Below are 15688 nucleotides of genomic sequence, written 5' to 3'. Positions count from 1 at the left end.
CAATCCAACTGGCCGATGTCGGTTGTTTGCGCGCAACACGGCGTCGCGGGCGGAGATGCCGACCGTACCCGACACCCATAAAGTCGGCGACGGCATCGGCCGCCCGACGCCCGTAGGCGATGTCCGACGTCTGTGCCGCACAACGACGGCAATGTCGCTGGCCGGGCCCGGAGGACTCCTGCAGCGCGGCGCGGCGACCGCCGCCGTGCTCGCGAGGACGAGCCCGGCAATCCGACCGGGGCCGGCTGTGGTCGCTGTTGGCTAGACTGACCTGGTCATGCCTCCGTAGCTCAGTTGGACAGAGCACATGACTTCTAATCTTGTGGTCGCAGGTTCGAGTCCTGCCGGGGGCACACGGCGGTCCACAAGCCGGGCTGCTGCTTGACGGTTGTTTCCGTGGTGCCCGGCACTTCGCCGGCTTTTCCGACCCGGCCACCAGCGCCACGGCGGGCGTCGCGACCTCACTCGACGACATCGCCGACGATCTCAACAACGCGGTGTCGACGCTCAGCGCGATGGGATCCGGGATCGACCTCCTCGGCACCATTTTCTAGCACCGCAACGCACCCGCTCGCGGGAGCCGACTAGCGTTAGTGCGTCGATCTGCTCCCAGCCCCGGAGACACACCACAATGCCGGAGTCCGACCTCGTCGTGTACCGCGCCGACGATCACGTGGCGCTGATCACCGTCAACGACCCCGATCGGCGCAACGCCGTCACCGCCAGGATGTCGACACAGTTACGCGCCGCCGTGCAACGCGCCGAAGCCGATCCCGACGTGCACGCCGTCGTCGTCACCGGCGCCGGCACGGCGTTCTGCGCGGGCGCCGACCTGCGCGCACTGGGTGCGGCCACCGAGGAGAGCCTGCTGCAGCTCTACGACGGGTTCATGGCCGTCGGTCGCTGCACACTGCCCACGATCGCCGCGGTCAACGGCCCGGCCGTCGGCGCCGGACTGAACCTGGCGCTGGCCGCCGACGTGCGCATCGCCGGACCCGCCGCGTTGTTCGACGCCCGGTTCCAAAAACTCGGCCTGCACCCGGGTGGGGGCGCGACCTGGATGCTGCAGCGGGCGGTGGGGCCGCAAGTAGCCCGCGCTGCCCTGTTGTTCGGGATGCGCTTCGACGCGGAATCTGCTGTGCGCTACGGGCTGGCGCTGAGCATCGCCGACGACCCGGTCGGCGCGGCGTTGGAGCTGGCGGCGGGCGCTGCCGCCGCCCCGCGGGAGGTCGTGCTGGCGACCAAAGCCACCATGCGCGCCACCGCCAGCCCGGGGTCGGTCGACGTCGAAGCGCACGAATTCGCCAAAATGGCCGAACTGGGCCCGCAGGCCAGGTCGATCCGGTCCCCGGAGTTCGCCGCCCGGTTGGCCGCCGCCCGGGACCGCTAGGTCCTCCGAGGCAGGGCCCGGCACTGCTACCGACCAGCCGCCCGCTGCACGATCCGCTCGGCTCGCCGCAGCACCGGCGCATCCACCATGGTGCCCTCGAATGCGAAGACACCGCGCCCGTCGGCAGCGGCGGCCAGGACGCTACGCGCCCACTGCACCTGCTCGGGTGTGGGCGCGTAGCCGGCCCGGATCACCGGCACCTGGCCGGGGTGGACAGCAACCTTGGCGTCGAAGCCCACCGCGACGGCGTCGTCGACCTCGGCGCGAAGCCCGTCGAGGTCTTTGATGTCGAGGTAGACCGAATCCAGCGCCAGCCGCCCGTAGGCCTTGGCCGCCAGCAGCGACTGCGACCGGACGTAGCGAGCCACTTCCCGGTAGGTCCCATCGGGGTAGCGGTTGGCGGTGCCGCCGAGTGCGGCGAAGAGGTCTTCTGCACCCCACATCACCGCGACGGCGTTGTCGGCGCGAACACTGTCGGTGACGGCGAGCGCACCCAGCGGTGATTCGACCAGCACGATCACGTCCAGCGGCGCCAGTGCGCCGACGTGTTGGTCTCCTTCGCATTTGGGCAGCATCACGGTGTCGTACCGGGTGCGCGCCACGGCCTCGAGGTCGAGCTGCTGGTCGGGAGTGCCGAACGCATTGACCCGCACCACGGTGCGAGCCGGGTCGAGCGGCACGTCGACGAGAGCCTGCCTGGCAGCCGGGCGGTCCGCGGCGGCCACTCCGTCCTCCAGATCGAGGATCACGATATCGGCTGCAGCAGCAGCTTTTTCGAAGCGATCTGGGCGGTCGGCCGGGCAGAACAGCCACGCCGGGCCGGGGTCGTGCAGAACCATCAGCCGCCGTCCTCCCCCGGCCGCATACGTACCAGTGTTTTTCGGGTCGCGATCGCGACGACATCACCGTGCTGGTTGCGTCCGGTGTGTTCGAACGTCACGATGCCTTCTCCCGGACGGCTCTTCGACTCGCGCTTGTCGGTGATCACGGTTTCGGCATACAACGTGTCGCCGTGGAACAGCGGCTTGGGAAAACCAATGTCGGAGAACCCGAGGTTGGCGACGATCGTCCCCTGGGTCAGCTGAGCGACCGACAATCCGACCAGAGTCGACAGTGTCAACATCGAGTTCACCAGGCGCTGGTGAAACGGCGGCAGCGCGGCGGAGAACGCGGCGTCCAGATGCAGGGCCTGGGTGTTCATCGTCAGCGTCGTGAACAACACATTGTCGGCTTCGGTGATCGTCCGTCCCGGCCGGTGCAGATACCGCACGCCGATTTCGAACTCGTCGAACCACAGCCCGCGCTGGATGATTGCGCGCGACGCGCCGCTCACAGTCCCACCTCCCTGGCGATCAGCATCAACTGGACTTCGCTGGTCCCCTCACCGATCTCGAGAATCTTGCTGTCCCGGTAGTGGCGGGCGACGGCGAACTCGTTCATGAACCCGTATCCGCCGTGAATCTGGGTGGCGGCCCGGGCGTTGTCCATGGCCGCCTCGCTGGCCACCAGCTTGGCGATCGCGGCCTCTTTCTTGAACGGCTTACCGGCCAGCATCAGTGCGGCGGCGTGGTAGTAGGCGGTGCGCGCGGTGTGAGCGCGGGCCTCCATTCGGGCGATGGTGAACTCGACCGCCTGGTAACGGCCGAGCGGTTGCCCGAACGCTTCACGCTGGCGGGCGTATTTGACGCTTTCGTCAAGGCAGCCCTGTGCCGCGCCGGTGGCCAACGCGGCGATCGCGATGCGGCCCTCGTCGAGGATGCGCAGGAAGTTGGCGTACCCGCGACCGCGCTCGCCGAGCAGGTTGTGCTCCGGCACCCGCACGTCGTCGAAGGTCAGCGGATGCGTGTCCGACGCCCTCCAGCCGACCTTGTCGTAGGCGGGTTCCACGGTGAGCCCGGGTGTGGGCACCGGAATCAGGATCGCGGAGATCTCTTTCTTACCGTCGCGCACACCGGTGACGGCGGTGACCGTGACCAGCGTGGTGATAGCGGTACCGGAGTTGGTGATGAACTGTTTGGATCCGTTGATCACCCAGTGCCCGTCGTCGAGACGGGCGGTGGTTTTGGTCGCGCCCGCATCGGTGCCGCCGCCCGGTTCGGTAAGCCCGAACGCACCCAGGGCACGACCACTGGTCAACTGCGGCAGCCATTCCCGCTTCTGCGCCTCGGTGCCAAACCGATAGACCGGCATCGCGCCCAGCGACACAGCGGCCTCCAGGGTGATCGCCACGCTTTGGTCCACCTTGGCCAATTCCTCCAGGGCCAGGCACAACGCGAAGTAGTCACCGCCCATCCCGCCCCACTCCTGGGGAAACGGCAGCCCGAACAAGCCGATGTCGGCCATCGCGGCGACGACTTCATAGGGGAAGGAATGCTCGGCGTCGTGGCGGGCCGCGACCGGCGCGACCACGCTGCGCGCAAAATCGCGCACCGTCTTGACCAGCTGCTGATACTCATCGGCAAGCAGCCCGCTGGCCGGGAAATCACTCATGAGCGCCATCCTTTTCTTCACGGCCCGCGGGGCGATTGTGCGGTTTCATACGCGAACCGCGGCGCGTCGCGTATGAAACCGCACAGCCGGGCACAGTGATCCGGGCTACCAGTTGGCCCACCTTGACCTGCTCGCCGGCGGCGACGAACAGCTCGACCACCCCGTCGACCGGGGCGGCCAGCGGGTGCTCCATCTTCATGGCCTCGACCGTGGCCACGACGGTGCCGGCCCGGACTTCGGCGCCGTCGGCGACCCCGATCGCGACGACAGACCCGGGCATCGGGCTGATCAATTCGACGTCGCCCCCGTGCTCGTCACCGGGGCGCACCGGCGGTTCCCGCACCTCCTCGAGTACCACGGTGACGCCGTCACCGGCCAGCCAGATCTGGTGCCCGGCCGCGGCGACGACGTAGCAGGTGCGCACTCCGTCGAGAGTGACCACCAAGTGTCGACCCTCAAGATGCGCTGACAGCATGTGAGATTCGCCGTCCTCGACGCGGGCCACTGCGGCCGTCGGAACTCCGGTGAGGTGAACGTGGTCGGTGCGGTCGCCGGCGCGCAGCCGAATACTGACCGGGGCGGGCGTACCGATCCGCCACCCGGACGGCACTTCCCACAGGTCTGCACCCGGCGCGGGCCAACGCCGCAGCCATCGGTAGGCAGCAGCGGCGATGAAATGCGGGTCTGTCGGCGACGCCGCAACGAAATCGCCGGCGCGCCGATCCAGCAAGCCGGTGTCGAGTCGGCCGGCGACGACGTCGGGGTCGCCCAGCAGAAACCGGGCGAACTCGACGTTGGTGACCACGCCGAGGACCGCGGTGTCGGCCAGGGCCCGGTCCAGTGCCCGCAGTGCCGCGGGCCGGTCCACGCCGTGGGCGATCACCTTGGCCAGCATCGGGTCATACTCGCTGGCAACGACCATCCCGGCCCGCAAACCTGAATCGACGCGAATACCTTTGCCTTCCGGTTCGACCAGCTCCAGTACATCGCCACCGGTCGGCACGAACCCATGGGCGGGATCCTCGGCGTAGATCCGCGCTTCGACCGCGTGGCCGCGCAGCGGGACATCGACCGTCGTCAGCTTGTCTCCCGCGGCAATGCGGATCTGCCATTCGACCAGATCCCATCCGGTCACCAGTTCGGTCACCGGGTGTTCTACCTGCAGGCGGGTGTTCATCTCCAGGAAGAAGAATTCGTCGGGCCGCTCGGCGGAGACGATGAACTCCACGGTGCCGGCACCGCGGTAGTCGACGCTGCGCGCGGTGTCGCAGGCGGCGGCGGCGATGCGGGCCCGGGTCGAAGCGTCCAGCAGCGGCGAGGGCGCCTCCTCGATCACCTTCTGGTGTCGCCGCTGCAGGCTGCATTCCCGTTCGCCGAGGTGCACGATGTTGCCGTAGTTGTCGGCCAGTATTTGTACTTCGATGTGCCTGGGGCGCTGCACGAATCGCTCCAGAAACACGGTGTCGTCCCCGAAGGCGGCGGCCGATTCGCGTCGGGCACCGGCCAGCGCGTCGGGCAGGTCGGCGGCCCGGTCCACCAGGCGCATGCCTTTACCGCCGCCGCCGGCTGACGGCTTGACCAGCACCGGGTAGCCGATCTCGTCGGCGGCGGCCATCAGCTCGGCGTCGGTCAGTCCCGGCCGCGCAATGCCGGGAACGACGGGTACGCCGAACTCCGACACGGTCGCCTTGGCGGCGATCTTGTCACCCATTGTCTGGATGGCTGCAACGGGCGGTCCGATAAAAACCACGCCGGCGGACGCCAATGCGGCGGCGAAATCGGCGTTCTCGGAAAGAAACCCGTATCCCGGATGCACGGCCTGTGCGCCGGTGCGCATCGCCGCGTCGACGATGGCGGCGATGTTGAGGTAGCTGTCCTTGGCCGGCGCGGGTCCGATGCGGACCGCACGATCAGCCTCGGCGACATGGCGGGCAGCAGCGTCGGCGTCGCTGTAGACGGCTACCGAGCGGATGCCCATCGCCTTGCACGTGCGGATCACCCGCACGGCGATTTCTCCGCGGTTGGCCACTAGAACAGTGCTTAGTTCTCTCATTGCCACTACATCCGGAAGACGCCGTAGGACACCGGCTCGACCGGCGCATGTGCAGCGATCGAGAGAGCAAGACCCACAATGGTTCTGGTGTCAGCCGGGTCGATCACACCGTCATCCCACAGCCGAGCCGTCGAGTAGTAGGGGTTGCCCTGATGTTCGTACTGGGCTCGGATCGGGGCCTTGAACGCGTCTTCCTCCGCCTCGGTCATCTCCCCACGCACCGTCGCCAACACCGATGCCGCCTGCTCACCGCCCATCACCGAGATGCGCGCATTGGGCCACATCCATAAGAAGCGCGGCGAATATGCCCGCCCGCACATCGAGTAGTTGCCCGCGCCATAGGAACCGCCGATGACCACCGTCAGCTTAGGGACCCGCGCGCAGGCGACGGCGGTGACCATCTTCGCACCGTGTTTGGCGATGCCTCCGGCCTCGTAGTCCCGGCCGACCATGAACCCCGAGACATTCTGCAGGAACAACAATGGCACCAGACGCTTGTCGCAGAGTTCGATGAAATGTGCTGCTTTCATCGCGGATTCACTGAACAACACGCCGTTATTAGCCAGTATGCCAACCGGATGCCCGTGAATGCGAGCGAATCCGGTTACCAGCGTGCTGCCGTATTCGGCCTTGAATTCGCTGAACTCGCCGCCGTCGACTATGCGGATGACAACCTCGTGCACGTCGTAGGGAACTCTGACATCGACCGGAACGACGTCGTAGAGCTCACGCTGGTCGGCAATGGGTTCCACGCTGGGCCGTACTTCCCAGATCGGCGGCCGGCGCGGACCCAAAGTGGCCACGATACGACGGATGATCTGCAGCGCGTCGCGGTCGTCATGGGCGAGATGGTCTGTGACACCGGATGTTTTCGCGTGCAGGTCACCACCGCCGAGTTCTTCGGCGGTGACGACCTCCCCGGTGGCGGCCTTCACCAACGGCGGGCCACCGAGGAAGATGGTGCCCTGGTTGCGCACGATCACCGCTTCGTCGCTCATCGCGGGCACATAAGCCCCACCCGCCGTGCAGGACCCGAGCACCGCAGCGATCTGCGGGATGCCCTCGGCGCTGAGTTTGGCCTGGTTGTAGAAAATCCTGCCGAAGTGGTCCCGGTCGGGAAACACCTCGTCTTGTCGCGGCAGGAATGCGCCGCCGGAGTCGACGAGATAGATACAGGGCAACCGGTTCTGCCCGGCGATCTCCTGGGCCCGCAGGTGCTTTTTGACGGTGATCGGATAGTAGGTGCCGCCCTTGACCGTCGCATCATTGGCCACGATCATGCATTCGCGGCCGCTGATCCGGCCGATCGCCGTAATGATGCCCGCGCCGGGGCACTCGTCGTCGTACATGCCGTCGGCGGCCAGCGGCGCGATTTCCAGCAGCGGACTGCCGGGGTCGACCAGGCCGTCCACCCGGTCACGAGGAAGCAGCTTGCCGCGTTCGATGTGGCGGGCCCGGGCGCGTTCCGGACCGCCGCGGGCGGCTGCGGCCAGCTTCTCGCGCAGTTGTGCCACCAACGCACGGTGCGCGTCGGGGTTGGGCGCCGGTGACGTCATCTGGGGTCATTTCGGTTAATCACAAATAACTCGTGCTATGTTAGTAGTGGTTAACCGAACTGTCCAGGAGGCGGCTATGGCACCGACTGCCGCGGCCGGCCACGAAGACTACGCCGGGTTCCCCAGTCGGCGCAGCCAGTTGAAATCCGGCCGCCGAGCGCAGCTACTGGCGGCGGCCGAGCGGCTGTTCGCCGAGCGGGGTTTTCTGGCGGTGCGCCTGGAAGACATCGGTGCGGCCGCCGGTGTCAGCGGCCCGGCGATCTACCGGCATTTTCCCAACAAGGAGTCGCTGCTGGTCGAGTTGCTGGTCGGTATCAGCACCCGGCTACTCGCCGGCGCCCGCGACGTGCGAGCGCACAGCACCGACGCCGCCGGCGCGCTGGAGGGATTGATCGACTTCCATCTCGACTTCGCGCTGGGCGAACCGGATCTGATCCGCATCCAGGACCGCGACCTGGCGCACCTGCCGGGGACCGCCGAGCGCCAGGTGCGCCGCGCCCAGCGCCAGTATGTCGAGATCTGGGTGGGTGTGCTCCGCGAGCTGGAGCCTACCCTCGCCGAGGGCGACGCCCGGCTGATGGCGCATGCGGCCTTCGGATTGCTGAACTCCACCCCGCACAGCATCAAACCCGCTGACAACAGGGCAGCGCGGATAACGCGTGTCCGGGCCGTGCTGCGGGCGATGACGCTGGGCGCGCTCATGGTCGGCGACCGGTGCCGCCGATGAATCCCGGATCGAATCCACCCGGCCGGGTGTTGGCGGCCCCGGTGTTGTGCTGCAGGTACTCTGCAGCCATGAGGTGGGCATGAACGATCCACGTCGACCCGAGCAGTCCGGTCGACCGGCGGACGAACCAACCCTGCGGTTTCCTCAGTCTTATCCCGCATACGCGGATACGGCCCCGGACCCAGCCTCTGCCGACCACTACCCGCAGGCGCCGCGGCAGGTTCCGCCGGACCGGCCGAAGACCCCGCGTTGGTTATGGGTCGCCGCAGCCGCCGCGGTCGCACTGGTCGTCGTCATGGTCACCGCGCTGGTGATCTCCAATAACTCGGCCCAGGACCAGGCGGTGGTCTCGCCGGGGCCGGCCGCGCCGGCCTCCACGACCCCTGCCGCGACCTCGCCGCCCGCTTCGGCAACGCCGGGCAGCACCGCCACGTCGCCCGGCGAATCCGGCGCGGCGGCCGTCGACGCCGTCGTCTACAGCGTGACCGGAGAAGGCCGCGCCATCAGCATCACCTACCGCGACAGCGGCGACGTGATGGCGACCGAGTTCAACGTGGCGTTGCCGTGGAGCAAGGAAGTCAGCCTGCCGAAGTCGGGCAGCAATGCCAATGTCACGGTCGTCAACATCGGCCACGAGGTCACCTGCACGCTCACTGTGGCCGGGGCGCAGGTCAGCCAGCACACCGGCGTGGGGCTGACGATCTGCGATGCGCCGGCGTGAGTCTTACCGCCCGACGCGCTCTGCACCGCCGCCGGGATCAGGCCGCGCGTTGCGGCACCGCGGTGTCGGCTGGTGTGCGCACCATCACCATGGCCAGCAATCCGGCGCCCAGCACCACGCATAATCCGCCTATGCCGGCCCGGACGGCGCCGAATACGTCGACGAACACCGAGAACAGCCATGGCGCCAAAAACGACACCGCCCGTCCCGTCATCGTGTAGAGACCGAAGGCGACGCCTTCCATGCCGTGCCGCGACAGGCGCAGCAACAACGTGCGTGCCGAGGATTGCGCCGGCCCGATGAACACACACAACAGCAGTCCACACAGCCAGAACGCACCCGGGCCGGACAGCACCAGCAAGCTGAGCGCCATCGTGATGATCGCCGCCAGCGACGCGACGATGACCGGCTTCGACCCGATGCGGTCGTCGCAGTGCCCGCCCGCCACCGCGCCCAGTGCCGCCACCACGCTCGCGGCCACTCCGAAGATCAGCACGTCGGCCTGCGAGATGCCGTAGACGGTGACGCCGAGCACCGCGCCGAAGGTGAACACTCCGGCCAGCCCGTCCCGGAAGACGGCGCTGGCCAGCAGGAAGTAGACCAGGTTGTGATCGCGGCGCCACTCGTCGCGCAGATCCCGCCACAGCCTGCGGTACCCGCCCAGAATCTCTGACGGGGGGTGCAACGACTCGACGGCGGGCAGCCGACGGGCCGTCGCCAGCAACGGCATCGCCCACAGCGCCAGCCAGGCGGCCGCCACCAGCATCGCGATCCGGACGTTCGTGCCGCCACTGGTGGGCAGATGCAGCAGACCGCGAGTGTCACCGTGTCCGGCAATGAAGCCCGTGTACATCACGAGCAACAGCGCGACGCTGCCCAGGTAGCCCGACGCCAAGCCCAAACCCGAAATCCGGCCCGACGTCTGCGGTGTGGACAGTTGGCGCAGCATCGCGTTGTACGGGACGCTGGCCAGGTCGGAGCAGGCTGCCGTAGCTGCGAGCAGCGCCAATCCGGCCCACAGATAGCCGGGCTGGTTACGGATGAGACTCATCGCGCCGGTCAGCAGGACAGCGAGGCCGGTCAGGACGGTCAATACCGCACGACGCCGACGTGGCGCCTCCGCCCACACCCCGATGACCGGCGCGAGGGTCGCGATGGTCAACCCGGCGACCGCCAACGCGCGGCCCAGCCAACTGGCCGGTGAAATGCCGCCCTGCATCCCCTGGCCCACGCCGTCGGTCAGGTAGACCGAGAACACGAACGTCACCACGATCGCGTTCAGACCGGTGGCGCCGCAGTCCCACAACGCCCAGGCCACGACGCCGGATCGCTGCCCTGTGGGTGCAGCCGCCGCCGGGTTGCTCATCCCGGCACTCTAACGAAATCCCTCGGCAGCGACCCGCCACGCCCGGCCGCCTCTACGATTGGCCGCATGCCCGTACCCGCTCCCAGCCCCGACGCCCGCGCCGTGGTCACCGGAGCCTCGCAAAACATCGGCGAGGCGCTGGCTACCGAACTGGCCGCGCGCGGCCACAACCTGATCGTCACTGCGCGACGCGAGGACGTGCTGACTGACCTGGCGGCCCGACTCGGCGACACCTACGGCGTCACCGTCGAGGTACGGCCGGCCGATCTCACCGATTCCGCCGACCGGGCGAAGTTGGCCGGCGAACTGGCCGGCCGGAACATTTCGATTCTGTGCGCCAACGCGGGCACGGCAACGTTCGGAGCGGTGTCGCGGCTCGATCCCGAAGGAGAAAAGGCCCAGGTTGCGCTCAACGTGATCGCGGTGCACGAGCTCACGTTGGCGGTGTTGCCGGGCATGACGCAGCGCCGAGCGGGCGGGATCTTGTTTTCCGGCTCGGCGGCGGGCAATTCACCGATCCCCTACAACGCGACCTATGCGGCCACCAAAGCGTTCGTCAACACCTTCAGCGAATCGCTGCGCGGTGAACTGCGCGGCTGTGGTGTGCACGTCACTTTGCTGGCACCCGGTCCGGTGCGCACCGAACTACCGGATCCGGCCCAGCAGTCCCTCGTCGAGAAGCTGGTGCCGGATTTCCTGTGGATTTCGACCGACTACACCGCACGCATCTCGCTGGATGCGTTAGCCCGCAACAAGATGCGCGTTGTTCCCGGCCTGACGTCGAAAGCCATGTCGGTGGCCAGCCAGTACGCTCCGCGCGCGCTCGTCGCGCCGGTCGTGGGCAGTTTCTACAAGAAGCTGGGCAGCTGATCGGCTAACGCCGGCGCTTGCTGCTGTTGAGCATGCTGCGGACGAGTTCCCGGCCAAGCGCGTTGAGAAAGGTCTGGAAGCCCCGACTGTTCACGAACCGCTTCCACCACCCCTGCTTCGCGGGAGCGGGTTTCGTCTCTTTTTTCGCCGGCGGCTGATCGGGCGGCGCGGCCTGTGCCGCTCTTTCTTGCAGAATCTCGAAAGCGGATCGCACGTCGACGGTCTGACCGTACTTGGCGTGCAGCGGGCTCGCTGTGGCCGCGGAGCTGATCGCGTCGTCGCCGATGGACGCCATCAACGACCTCGGTGCGCGTAGCCGGGTCCAGGCGACCGGGGTCGGGGCGCCCCGCTCCGACAACACGGTGACCACGGCTTCGCCGATGCCCAACGACGTCAACGCCGAAGTCAGATCGTAGACATCGGTTTTCGGGTAGGTGCGCACGGTCTTGGTCAATGCCTCCTGGTCTTTGGGAGTGAACGCACGCAGCGCGTGCTGGATGCGCGCCCCCAGCTGCGACAGCACGTCATTGGGCACGTCGGTGGGCAACTGGGTGCAAAAGAACACACCGACACCCTTGGAGCGGATCAGCTTGACGGTCTGCTGAACCTTGTCCAGGAACGCTTTCGACGCATCGGTGAACAACAGGTGGGCCTCGTCGAACACGAACACCAGCTTGGGTTTGTCGACGTCGCCGATCTCGGGCATGGATGTGAACAGGTCCGACAGCACCCACATCAGGAAGGTGGAAAACAGCACCGGGCGCGCGGCCTGGTCACCGAGCTCGAGCAACGAGATCACCCCGTGGCCCCGGTCGTCGACGCGCAAGAGGTCTTGCGGGTTGAGCTCCGGCTCGCCGAAGAAGGTGTCGGCGCCCTCGGCCTCGAGGTTGACCAGCGACCGCAGGATGACGCCGGCCGTCGTGGTCGACACCGCGCCCAGATCTTTCAGCGCAGACTTGCCCCCGTCGCTGGTGAGGTAGCTGATGACCGAACGCAGATCTTTCAGATCAATCAGCGGCAGACCCTGCTGATCAGCCCAGTGGAAGATCAGGCCCAGCGTCGACTCCTGGGTGGCGTTGAGTCCGAGTACTTTAGCCAACAGGATCGGACCGAAGCTGGCGAGCGTGGCCCGCACCGGCACGCCGATTCCGGTCGTGCCCAGCGAGAGGAACTCCACCGGGAAGCCCGCCGGCGCCCAATCGTCGCCGGTCTCCTTGGCGCGTATCGTCGTCTTGTCGCTGGGTTCCCCGGCCCGCACCAGGCCGGACAAGTCGCCCTTGACGTCAGCCATCAGCACGGGTACCCCCGCCGTCGACAGCTGCTCGGCGATCAACTGCAGCGTCTTGGTCTTGCCGGTGCCGGTAGCCCCGGCCACCAGGCCATGGCGGTTGAGGGTGGCCAGCGGGATGCGGATCTGCGCGGCCGGGTCGACGCTACCGTCGACGACCAGGCTGCCCAGCTCCAGCGCCTGGCCATCCACCGCGTAGCCGGCCGCGATCTGCCGTGCGGCGGTCGTGCCGGGTGTCGACTGTGGGTTCATCGTGGCACTGTCCTTTCCGCACCGGGGGTGCTGCCCGGGATGACATTACTGGCTAGCTGCGCCGCGGGCACACGTCTTGCCGCTAGCGTGGGCACCTGTGAACGCTGGACGCGACGAACTGGTGTGGATCGACTGCGAGATGACCGGGCTGGACCTGGCGTCGGACAAGCTGATCGAGATCGCGGTCCTGGTGACCGACGGCGACCTGAACATTCTCGGCGACGGCCTCGACGTGGTGATCCATGCCGACGACGCGACGTTGTCGTCGATGATCGACGTCGTCGCCGACATGCACACCCGTTCGGGCCTGATCGCCGAGGTCCGCGCCTCGAGCATCGACGTGGCCACCGCGGAGTCGATGGTGCTCGACTACGTTCGTACCCACGTCAAGCAAGCCCGCACCGCGCCACTGGCCGGCAACTCGATCGCCACCGACCGGGGATTCATCGCCCGCGACATGCCCGCGCTGGATTCCTACCTGCACTACCGGATGGTCGACGTCAGCTCGATCAAGGAACTGTGCCGACGGTGGTACCCCCGCATCTACTACGGCCAGCCGGCCAAGGGGCTGGCACATCGGGCAATGGCCGACATCCACGACTCCATCCGGGAACTCAGGTACTACCGGCGCACAGCTTTCGTGCCGCCACCCGGGCCGGATACCAGCGAGATCGCGGCGGCAGCCGCCGAGCTGGGGGTCGCGACGGAAGCGCCCGAAGAAATCGATTCGGCCGCCGAGCACCCAAGCGGCTAGTATCGACGTCGCCGCTTGTCGAAGGCGGCCATGGTGAGTGTAGTTCAGCTGGTAGAGCACCAGGTTGTGATCCTGGGTGTCGCGGGTTCGAGTCCCGTCACTCACCCCACAGGCAGCGGTATCGCCGTCACGCGTTGGCGTTGCCGGCGCGCCACTGGTCCCACGGGATGTTCCAGTCGCCGAGGCCTTCGGTTCCCGGCAGCGTCGGGCCGACGGTGTTGATCACCTCGACGATGTCGCCGCGCTTGGTGTGCTCGTAGAACCACCGGGCGTTGCCGGGGCTGACGTTGAGGCAACCGTGGCTGGTGTTGGTGTGCCCCTGCGCGCCCACCGACCACGGCGCGGAGTGAACATACACTCCGCTGTAGGACATCTGGGTGGCGTAGTCCACCTCGGTGCGGTAGCCGTTGGGCGAGTTGACCGGGACTCCGTACGTCGACGAGTCCATGATCATGTGCGCGAAGCGCTCCCCGATGATGTAGATCCCGTTGGCCGTCGGCGTGCTGTCCTTGCCCATCGAGATCGGCATCGTCTTGACGATTTCTCCGTTGACCCGCACCGTCAGCAACTTGGTGGTGTCATCGGCGGTGGCGATGACCTCGTCACCGATGGTGAAGTGGGTGTTCACATTGTCCTCACCGAACAATCCGTTGCCCAGGTCGACACCGTAGGTGTTGACCGCCACGTCGACGACGGTCCCGGGCTTCCAGAATTCCTTCGGCCGCCAGCGCACCTCGCGGTTGGTCAGCCAGTAGAACGCACCCTCGACGGGCGGGTTGGTGGTCACTGTGATGGCCTTTTCCGCCGCGGCGCGGTCGGCGATGTTCTCGTCGAAGCGAATCGCCACCGGCTCGCCGACGCCGACGACCTCGCCGTCGCTCGGCACCACGTAGGGCATCGTCAGGTTCTGCGGTGAATGGGTCCTAAACGTCATGTGACTGGTCGTCTCGCCGCCCAGCCCGCGCGCTGTGGCGGTCAGGGTGTAGCGCCGGTTGTAGCCCAATGGCTCGGTGGTCTTCCAGCGCACGCCGTCGGCACTGAGCTGGCCGCTCACCGACCTGCCGTTTTCGTTGACCATGGTGACCGAGGCCAGCACACCGGCCTCGGCGCTCACTGTCACCGGGGTGTCTACCGTGACGCCGACGGCGCCGTCGGTGACCGACGCGGTCAATTTGGGAACCAGCAGGTCGCCGAACGGGGTGCCTTTGTCGACGATGACGGCAGGTGGCGCCGCGCCGGTGTCCCTGCTGCATCCGGCCACAGCAAAGAGCGCCACCAGCAGCATGGCCGCCCAGCATCGGCCACCGCGCGCAGGGGTCACCGAATGACCTGCCATCTGGATTTACTCCCCACCGAACCAGTAACGACTCAGCAGTAGTTTACGGGCTCCGCGCCGTGCCGTGACGAGGAGATTCGCCAGCCGCGGCGGTGCCTGTTAGTCTCGCGTGTCGAGAAATGCACACGCGCCGTTAGCTCAGTTGGTAGAGCAGCTGACTCTTAATCAGCGGGTCCGGGGTTCGAAACCCTGACGGCGCACCAGGTCAGCGGCGGCAAAGGGCCGCTACGACGTCAGGATCATGACACCGGCTTCCAGGAAAATAACGGAGATGTCGGTCCAGATGACGGGAACAACACCCAGCGAGTCGATCGCGGCACCGGCCAGTCGAAGGTCTGCCAGTTCGAGCCCGAATTCGGCACCACCGACCCCGGAACTGCTCGCGAGGGCGCCGTCGAGGGCCTGATCGGCGTTTGTGACGGCTTCGATGCCTGAAGCCACCCCCCGGATGGCCGGAGCGAAATACACCGCGTTCTGCAGGTTCGCGAGGACGTCGTTATCTTCACTCAGTGACAACTGTCACCGAGTGAACCACCCCGGAAAAGCACTCAATTGCTGCACGACGTAGTCCTGATCGTGCAGCACGGACGCTAGATATGGCAGGTCAGCCTCATCCAGCTGTGCGCTTAGCGCGCTCTACGCGTGGTCGAAGTCGGCGACGAGACTGGCGAACGCATCGGCAGAGATCGGGGCGGATCCGTCGTCGGCGTGAGCGAGGCCCGTGCCGGTGACCGCGGCGGCTGCCAGCAGCAGGCAGACGACTGACCGGCGCATGCAACCCCGGATAAAACTGTCGTCAGCCATGGCCAATCCTGGTTCGCCAGTTTTGCAAATGCCGAAAATGCTAGCTAGCTGCACGCATCGAAGTCAACGGGTCTTAGCTGT

The 15688-nt window shown here is 67.1% G+C and carries 16 protein-coding genes and 3 tRNA genes; 9 read left to right on the top strand and 10 right to left on the bottom strand.

Features of this window, described 5'->3' with window-relative positions:
• The first annotated feature begins 279 nt into the window (after positions 1 to 279).
• The 3 genes from F6Q13_RS02835 (at position 280) to F6Q13_RS02825 (ending at position 1390) form a co-directional block, all read left to right on the top strand.
• Positions 280 to 353 (top strand) — tRNA-Arg (locus tag F6Q13_RS02835).
• Complete coding sequence (locus tag F6Q13_RS02830; RefSeq protein WP_293051937.1) at positions 321 to 554, top strand: hypothetical protein; 234 nt, start codon at positions 321 to 323, stop codon at positions 552 to 554. The genes F6Q13_RS02835 and F6Q13_RS02830 overlap by 33 nt, the downstream gene beginning before the upstream one ends.
• Positions 555 to 631: 77 nt before the next feature.
• Positions 632 to 1390, top strand: a complete 759-nt coding sequence (locus tag F6Q13_RS02825; RefSeq protein ID WP_293051934.1) for an enoyl-CoA hydratase — start codon at positions 632 to 634, stop codon at positions 1388 to 1390.
• Positions 1391 to 1416: 26 nt separating this feature from the next.
• Here the strand turns inward: F6Q13_RS02825 and F6Q13_RS02820 are convergent, their stop codons facing one another.
• The 5 genes from F6Q13_RS02820 to F6Q13_RS02800 are packed head-to-tail and all read right to left on the bottom strand — an operon-like array spanning position 1417 to position 7489.
• Positions 1417 to 2229 (bottom strand): CoA ester lyase, encoded by an 813-nt coding sequence (locus tag F6Q13_RS02820; RefSeq protein WP_293051931.1) that lies wholly within the window; start codon positions 2227 to 2229, stop codon positions 1417 to 1419.
• Positions 2229 to 2723: a MaoC family dehydratase gene (locus tag F6Q13_RS02815; protein WP_293051928.1), complete on the bottom strand. Its 495-nt coding sequence runs from the start codon at positions 2721 to 2723 to the stop codon at positions 2229 to 2231. The genes F6Q13_RS02820 and F6Q13_RS02815 overlap by 1 nt, the downstream gene beginning before the upstream one ends.
• Entirely contained in the window at positions 2720 to 3880 is a 1161-nt protein-coding gene (locus tag F6Q13_RS02810) for an acyl-CoA dehydrogenase family protein (protein ID WP_293051925.1), read from the bottom strand. Before F6Q13_RS02810 ends, F6Q13_RS02815 begins: the two co-directional genes overlap by 4 nt.
• Positions 3873 to 5933: a biotin carboxylase N-terminal domain-containing protein gene (locus tag F6Q13_RS02805; protein WP_293051922.1), complete on the bottom strand. Its 2061-nt coding sequence runs from the start codon at positions 5931 to 5933 to the stop codon at positions 3873 to 3875. Before F6Q13_RS02805 ends, F6Q13_RS02810 begins: the two co-directional genes overlap by 8 nt.
• A 5-nt stretch (positions 5934 to 5938) precedes the next feature.
• Positions 5939 to 7489 (bottom strand): carboxyl transferase domain-containing protein, encoded by a 1551-nt coding sequence (locus F6Q13_RS02800; RefSeq protein WP_293051919.1) that lies wholly within the window; start codon positions 7487 to 7489, stop codon positions 5939 to 5941.
• A gap of 76 nt (positions 7490 to 7565) precedes the next feature.
• Between F6Q13_RS02800 and F6Q13_RS02795 the strand changes: the two genes are divergently transcribed.
• Both F6Q13_RS02795 and F6Q13_RS02790 read left to right on the top strand, forming a co-directional pair.
• A complete protein-coding gene (locus F6Q13_RS02795) occupies positions 7566 to 8216 on the top strand; it encodes a TetR/AcrR family transcriptional regulator (protein WP_293051916.1) in 651 nt (216 codons plus the stop codon).
• A gap of 79 nt (positions 8217 to 8295) precedes the next feature.
• Positions 8296 to 8937 (top strand): hypothetical protein, encoded by a 642-nt coding sequence (locus F6Q13_RS02790; protein WP_293051913.1) that lies wholly within the window; start codon positions 8296 to 8298, stop codon positions 8935 to 8937.
• 37 nt (positions 8938 to 8974) lie between these two features.
• Here the strand turns inward: F6Q13_RS02790 and F6Q13_RS02785 are convergent, their stop codons facing one another.
• The gene (locus F6Q13_RS02785; protein WP_293051910.1) at positions 8975 to 10303 is read right to left on the bottom strand and encodes an MFS transporter; all 1329 of its coding nucleotides are present in this window, start codon (positions 10301 to 10303) and stop codon (positions 8975 to 8977) included.
• A gap of 66 nt (positions 10304 to 10369) precedes the next feature.
• Between F6Q13_RS02785 and cmrA the strand changes: the two genes are divergently transcribed.
• Positions 10370 to 11173, top strand: a complete 804-nt coding sequence (gene cmrA, locus F6Q13_RS02780) for a mycolate reductase (protein WP_293051907.1) — start codon at positions 10370 to 10372, stop codon at positions 11171 to 11173.
• Between the two features lie 4 nt (positions 11174 to 11177).
• Here cmrA and F6Q13_RS02775 read toward each other — a convergent pair whose 3' ends face one another.
• Complete coding sequence (locus F6Q13_RS02775; protein WP_293051904.1) at positions 11178 to 12713, bottom strand: helicase HerA-like domain-containing protein; 1536 nt, start codon at positions 12711 to 12713, stop codon at positions 11178 to 11180.
• 97 nt (positions 12714 to 12810) lie between these two features.
• Between F6Q13_RS02775 and orn the strand changes: the two genes are divergently transcribed.
• Positions 12811 to 13467 carry an oligoribonuclease gene (gene orn, locus F6Q13_RS02770; RefSeq protein ID WP_293051901.1) on the top strand — a complete coding sequence of 219 codons (657 nt, stop codon included), beginning with the start codon at positions 12811 to 12813 and terminating at the stop codon, positions 13465 to 13467.
• A gap of 33 nt (positions 13468 to 13500) precedes the next feature.
• A tRNA-His gene (locus tag F6Q13_RS02765) sits at positions 13501 to 13576 on the top strand.
• A gap of 18 nt (positions 13577 to 13594) precedes the next feature.
• Here the strand turns inward: F6Q13_RS02765 and F6Q13_RS02760 are convergent.
• The gene (locus F6Q13_RS02760; RefSeq protein WP_293051898.1) at positions 13595 to 14803 is read right to left on the bottom strand and encodes an Ig-like domain-containing protein; all 1209 of its coding nucleotides are present in this window, start codon (positions 14801 to 14803) and stop codon (positions 13595 to 13597) included.
• A gap of 127 nt (positions 14804 to 14930) precedes the next feature.
• Between F6Q13_RS02760 and F6Q13_RS02755 the strand changes: the two genes are divergently transcribed.
• A tRNA-Lys gene (locus tag F6Q13_RS02755) sits at positions 14931 to 15006 on the top strand.
• 22 nt (positions 15007 to 15028) lie between these two features.
• Here the strand turns inward: F6Q13_RS02755 and F6Q13_RS02750 are convergent.
• Positions 15029 to 15319 (bottom strand): hypothetical protein, encoded by a 291-nt coding sequence (locus F6Q13_RS02750; RefSeq protein ID WP_293051895.1) that lies wholly within the window; start codon positions 15317 to 15319, stop codon positions 15029 to 15031.
• 120 nt (positions 15320 to 15439) lie between these two features.
• A complete protein-coding gene (locus F6Q13_RS02745) occupies positions 15440 to 15607 on the bottom strand; it encodes a hypothetical protein (protein WP_293051892.1) in 168 nt (55 codons plus the stop codon).
• Positions 15608 to 15688 lie beyond the last annotated feature (81 nt).

The organism is Mycobacterium sp. (assembly GCF_008709575.1).
In the GTDB taxonomy this organism is placed as follows: domain Bacteria; phylum Actinomycetota; class Actinomycetes; order Mycobacteriales; family Mycobacteriaceae; genus Mycobacterium.
This window is presented reverse-complemented; position numbering and strand designations above follow the sequence as displayed.

Coding starts and splice junctions, on each gene's coding strand:
- F6Q13_RS02745 (WP_293051892.1), bottom strand. CDS start 15,607: ATGGCTGACGACAGTTTTATCCGGGGTTGCATGCGCCGGTCAGTCGTC.
- F6Q13_RS02810 (WP_293051925.1), bottom strand. CDS start 3,880: ATGAGTGATTTCCCGGCCAGCGGGCTGCTTGCCGATGAGTATCAGCAG.
- F6Q13_RS02790 (WP_293051913.1), top strand. CDS start 8,296: ATGAACGATCCACGTCGACCCGAGCAGTCCGGTCGACCGGCGGACGAA.
- F6Q13_RS02825 (WP_293051934.1), top strand. CDS start 632: ATGCCGGAGTCCGACCTCGTCGTGTACCGCGCCGACGATCACGTGGCG.
- F6Q13_RS02785 (WP_293051910.1), bottom strand. CDS start 10,303: ATGAGCAACCCGGCGGCGGCTGCACCCACAGGGCAGCGATCCGGCGTC.
- F6Q13_RS02820 (WP_293051931.1), bottom strand. CDS start 2,229: ATGGTTCTGCACGACCCCGGCCCGGCGTGGCTGTTCTGCCCGGCCGAC.
- F6Q13_RS02805 (WP_293051922.1), bottom strand. CDS start 5,933: ATGAGAGAACTAAGCACTGTTCTAGTGGCCAACCGCGGAGAAATCGCC.
- F6Q13_RS02800 (WP_293051919.1), bottom strand. CDS start 7,489: ATGACGTCACCGGCGCCCAACCCCGACGCGCACCGTGCGTTGGTGGCA.
- F6Q13_RS02795 (WP_293051916.1), top strand. CDS start 7,566: ATGGCACCGACTGCCGCGGCCGGCCACGAAGACTACGCCGGGTTCCCC.
- F6Q13_RS02775 (WP_293051904.1), bottom strand. CDS start 12,713: ATGAACCCACAGTCGACACCCGGCACGACCGCCGCACGGCAGATCGCG.
- F6Q13_RS02760 (WP_293051898.1), bottom strand. CDS start 14,803: ATGGCAGGTCATTCGGTGACCCCTGCGCGCGGTGGCCGATGCTGGGCG.
- cmrA (WP_293051907.1), top strand. CDS start 10,370: ATGCCCGTACCCGCTCCCAGCCCCGACGCCCGCGCCGTGGTCACCGGA.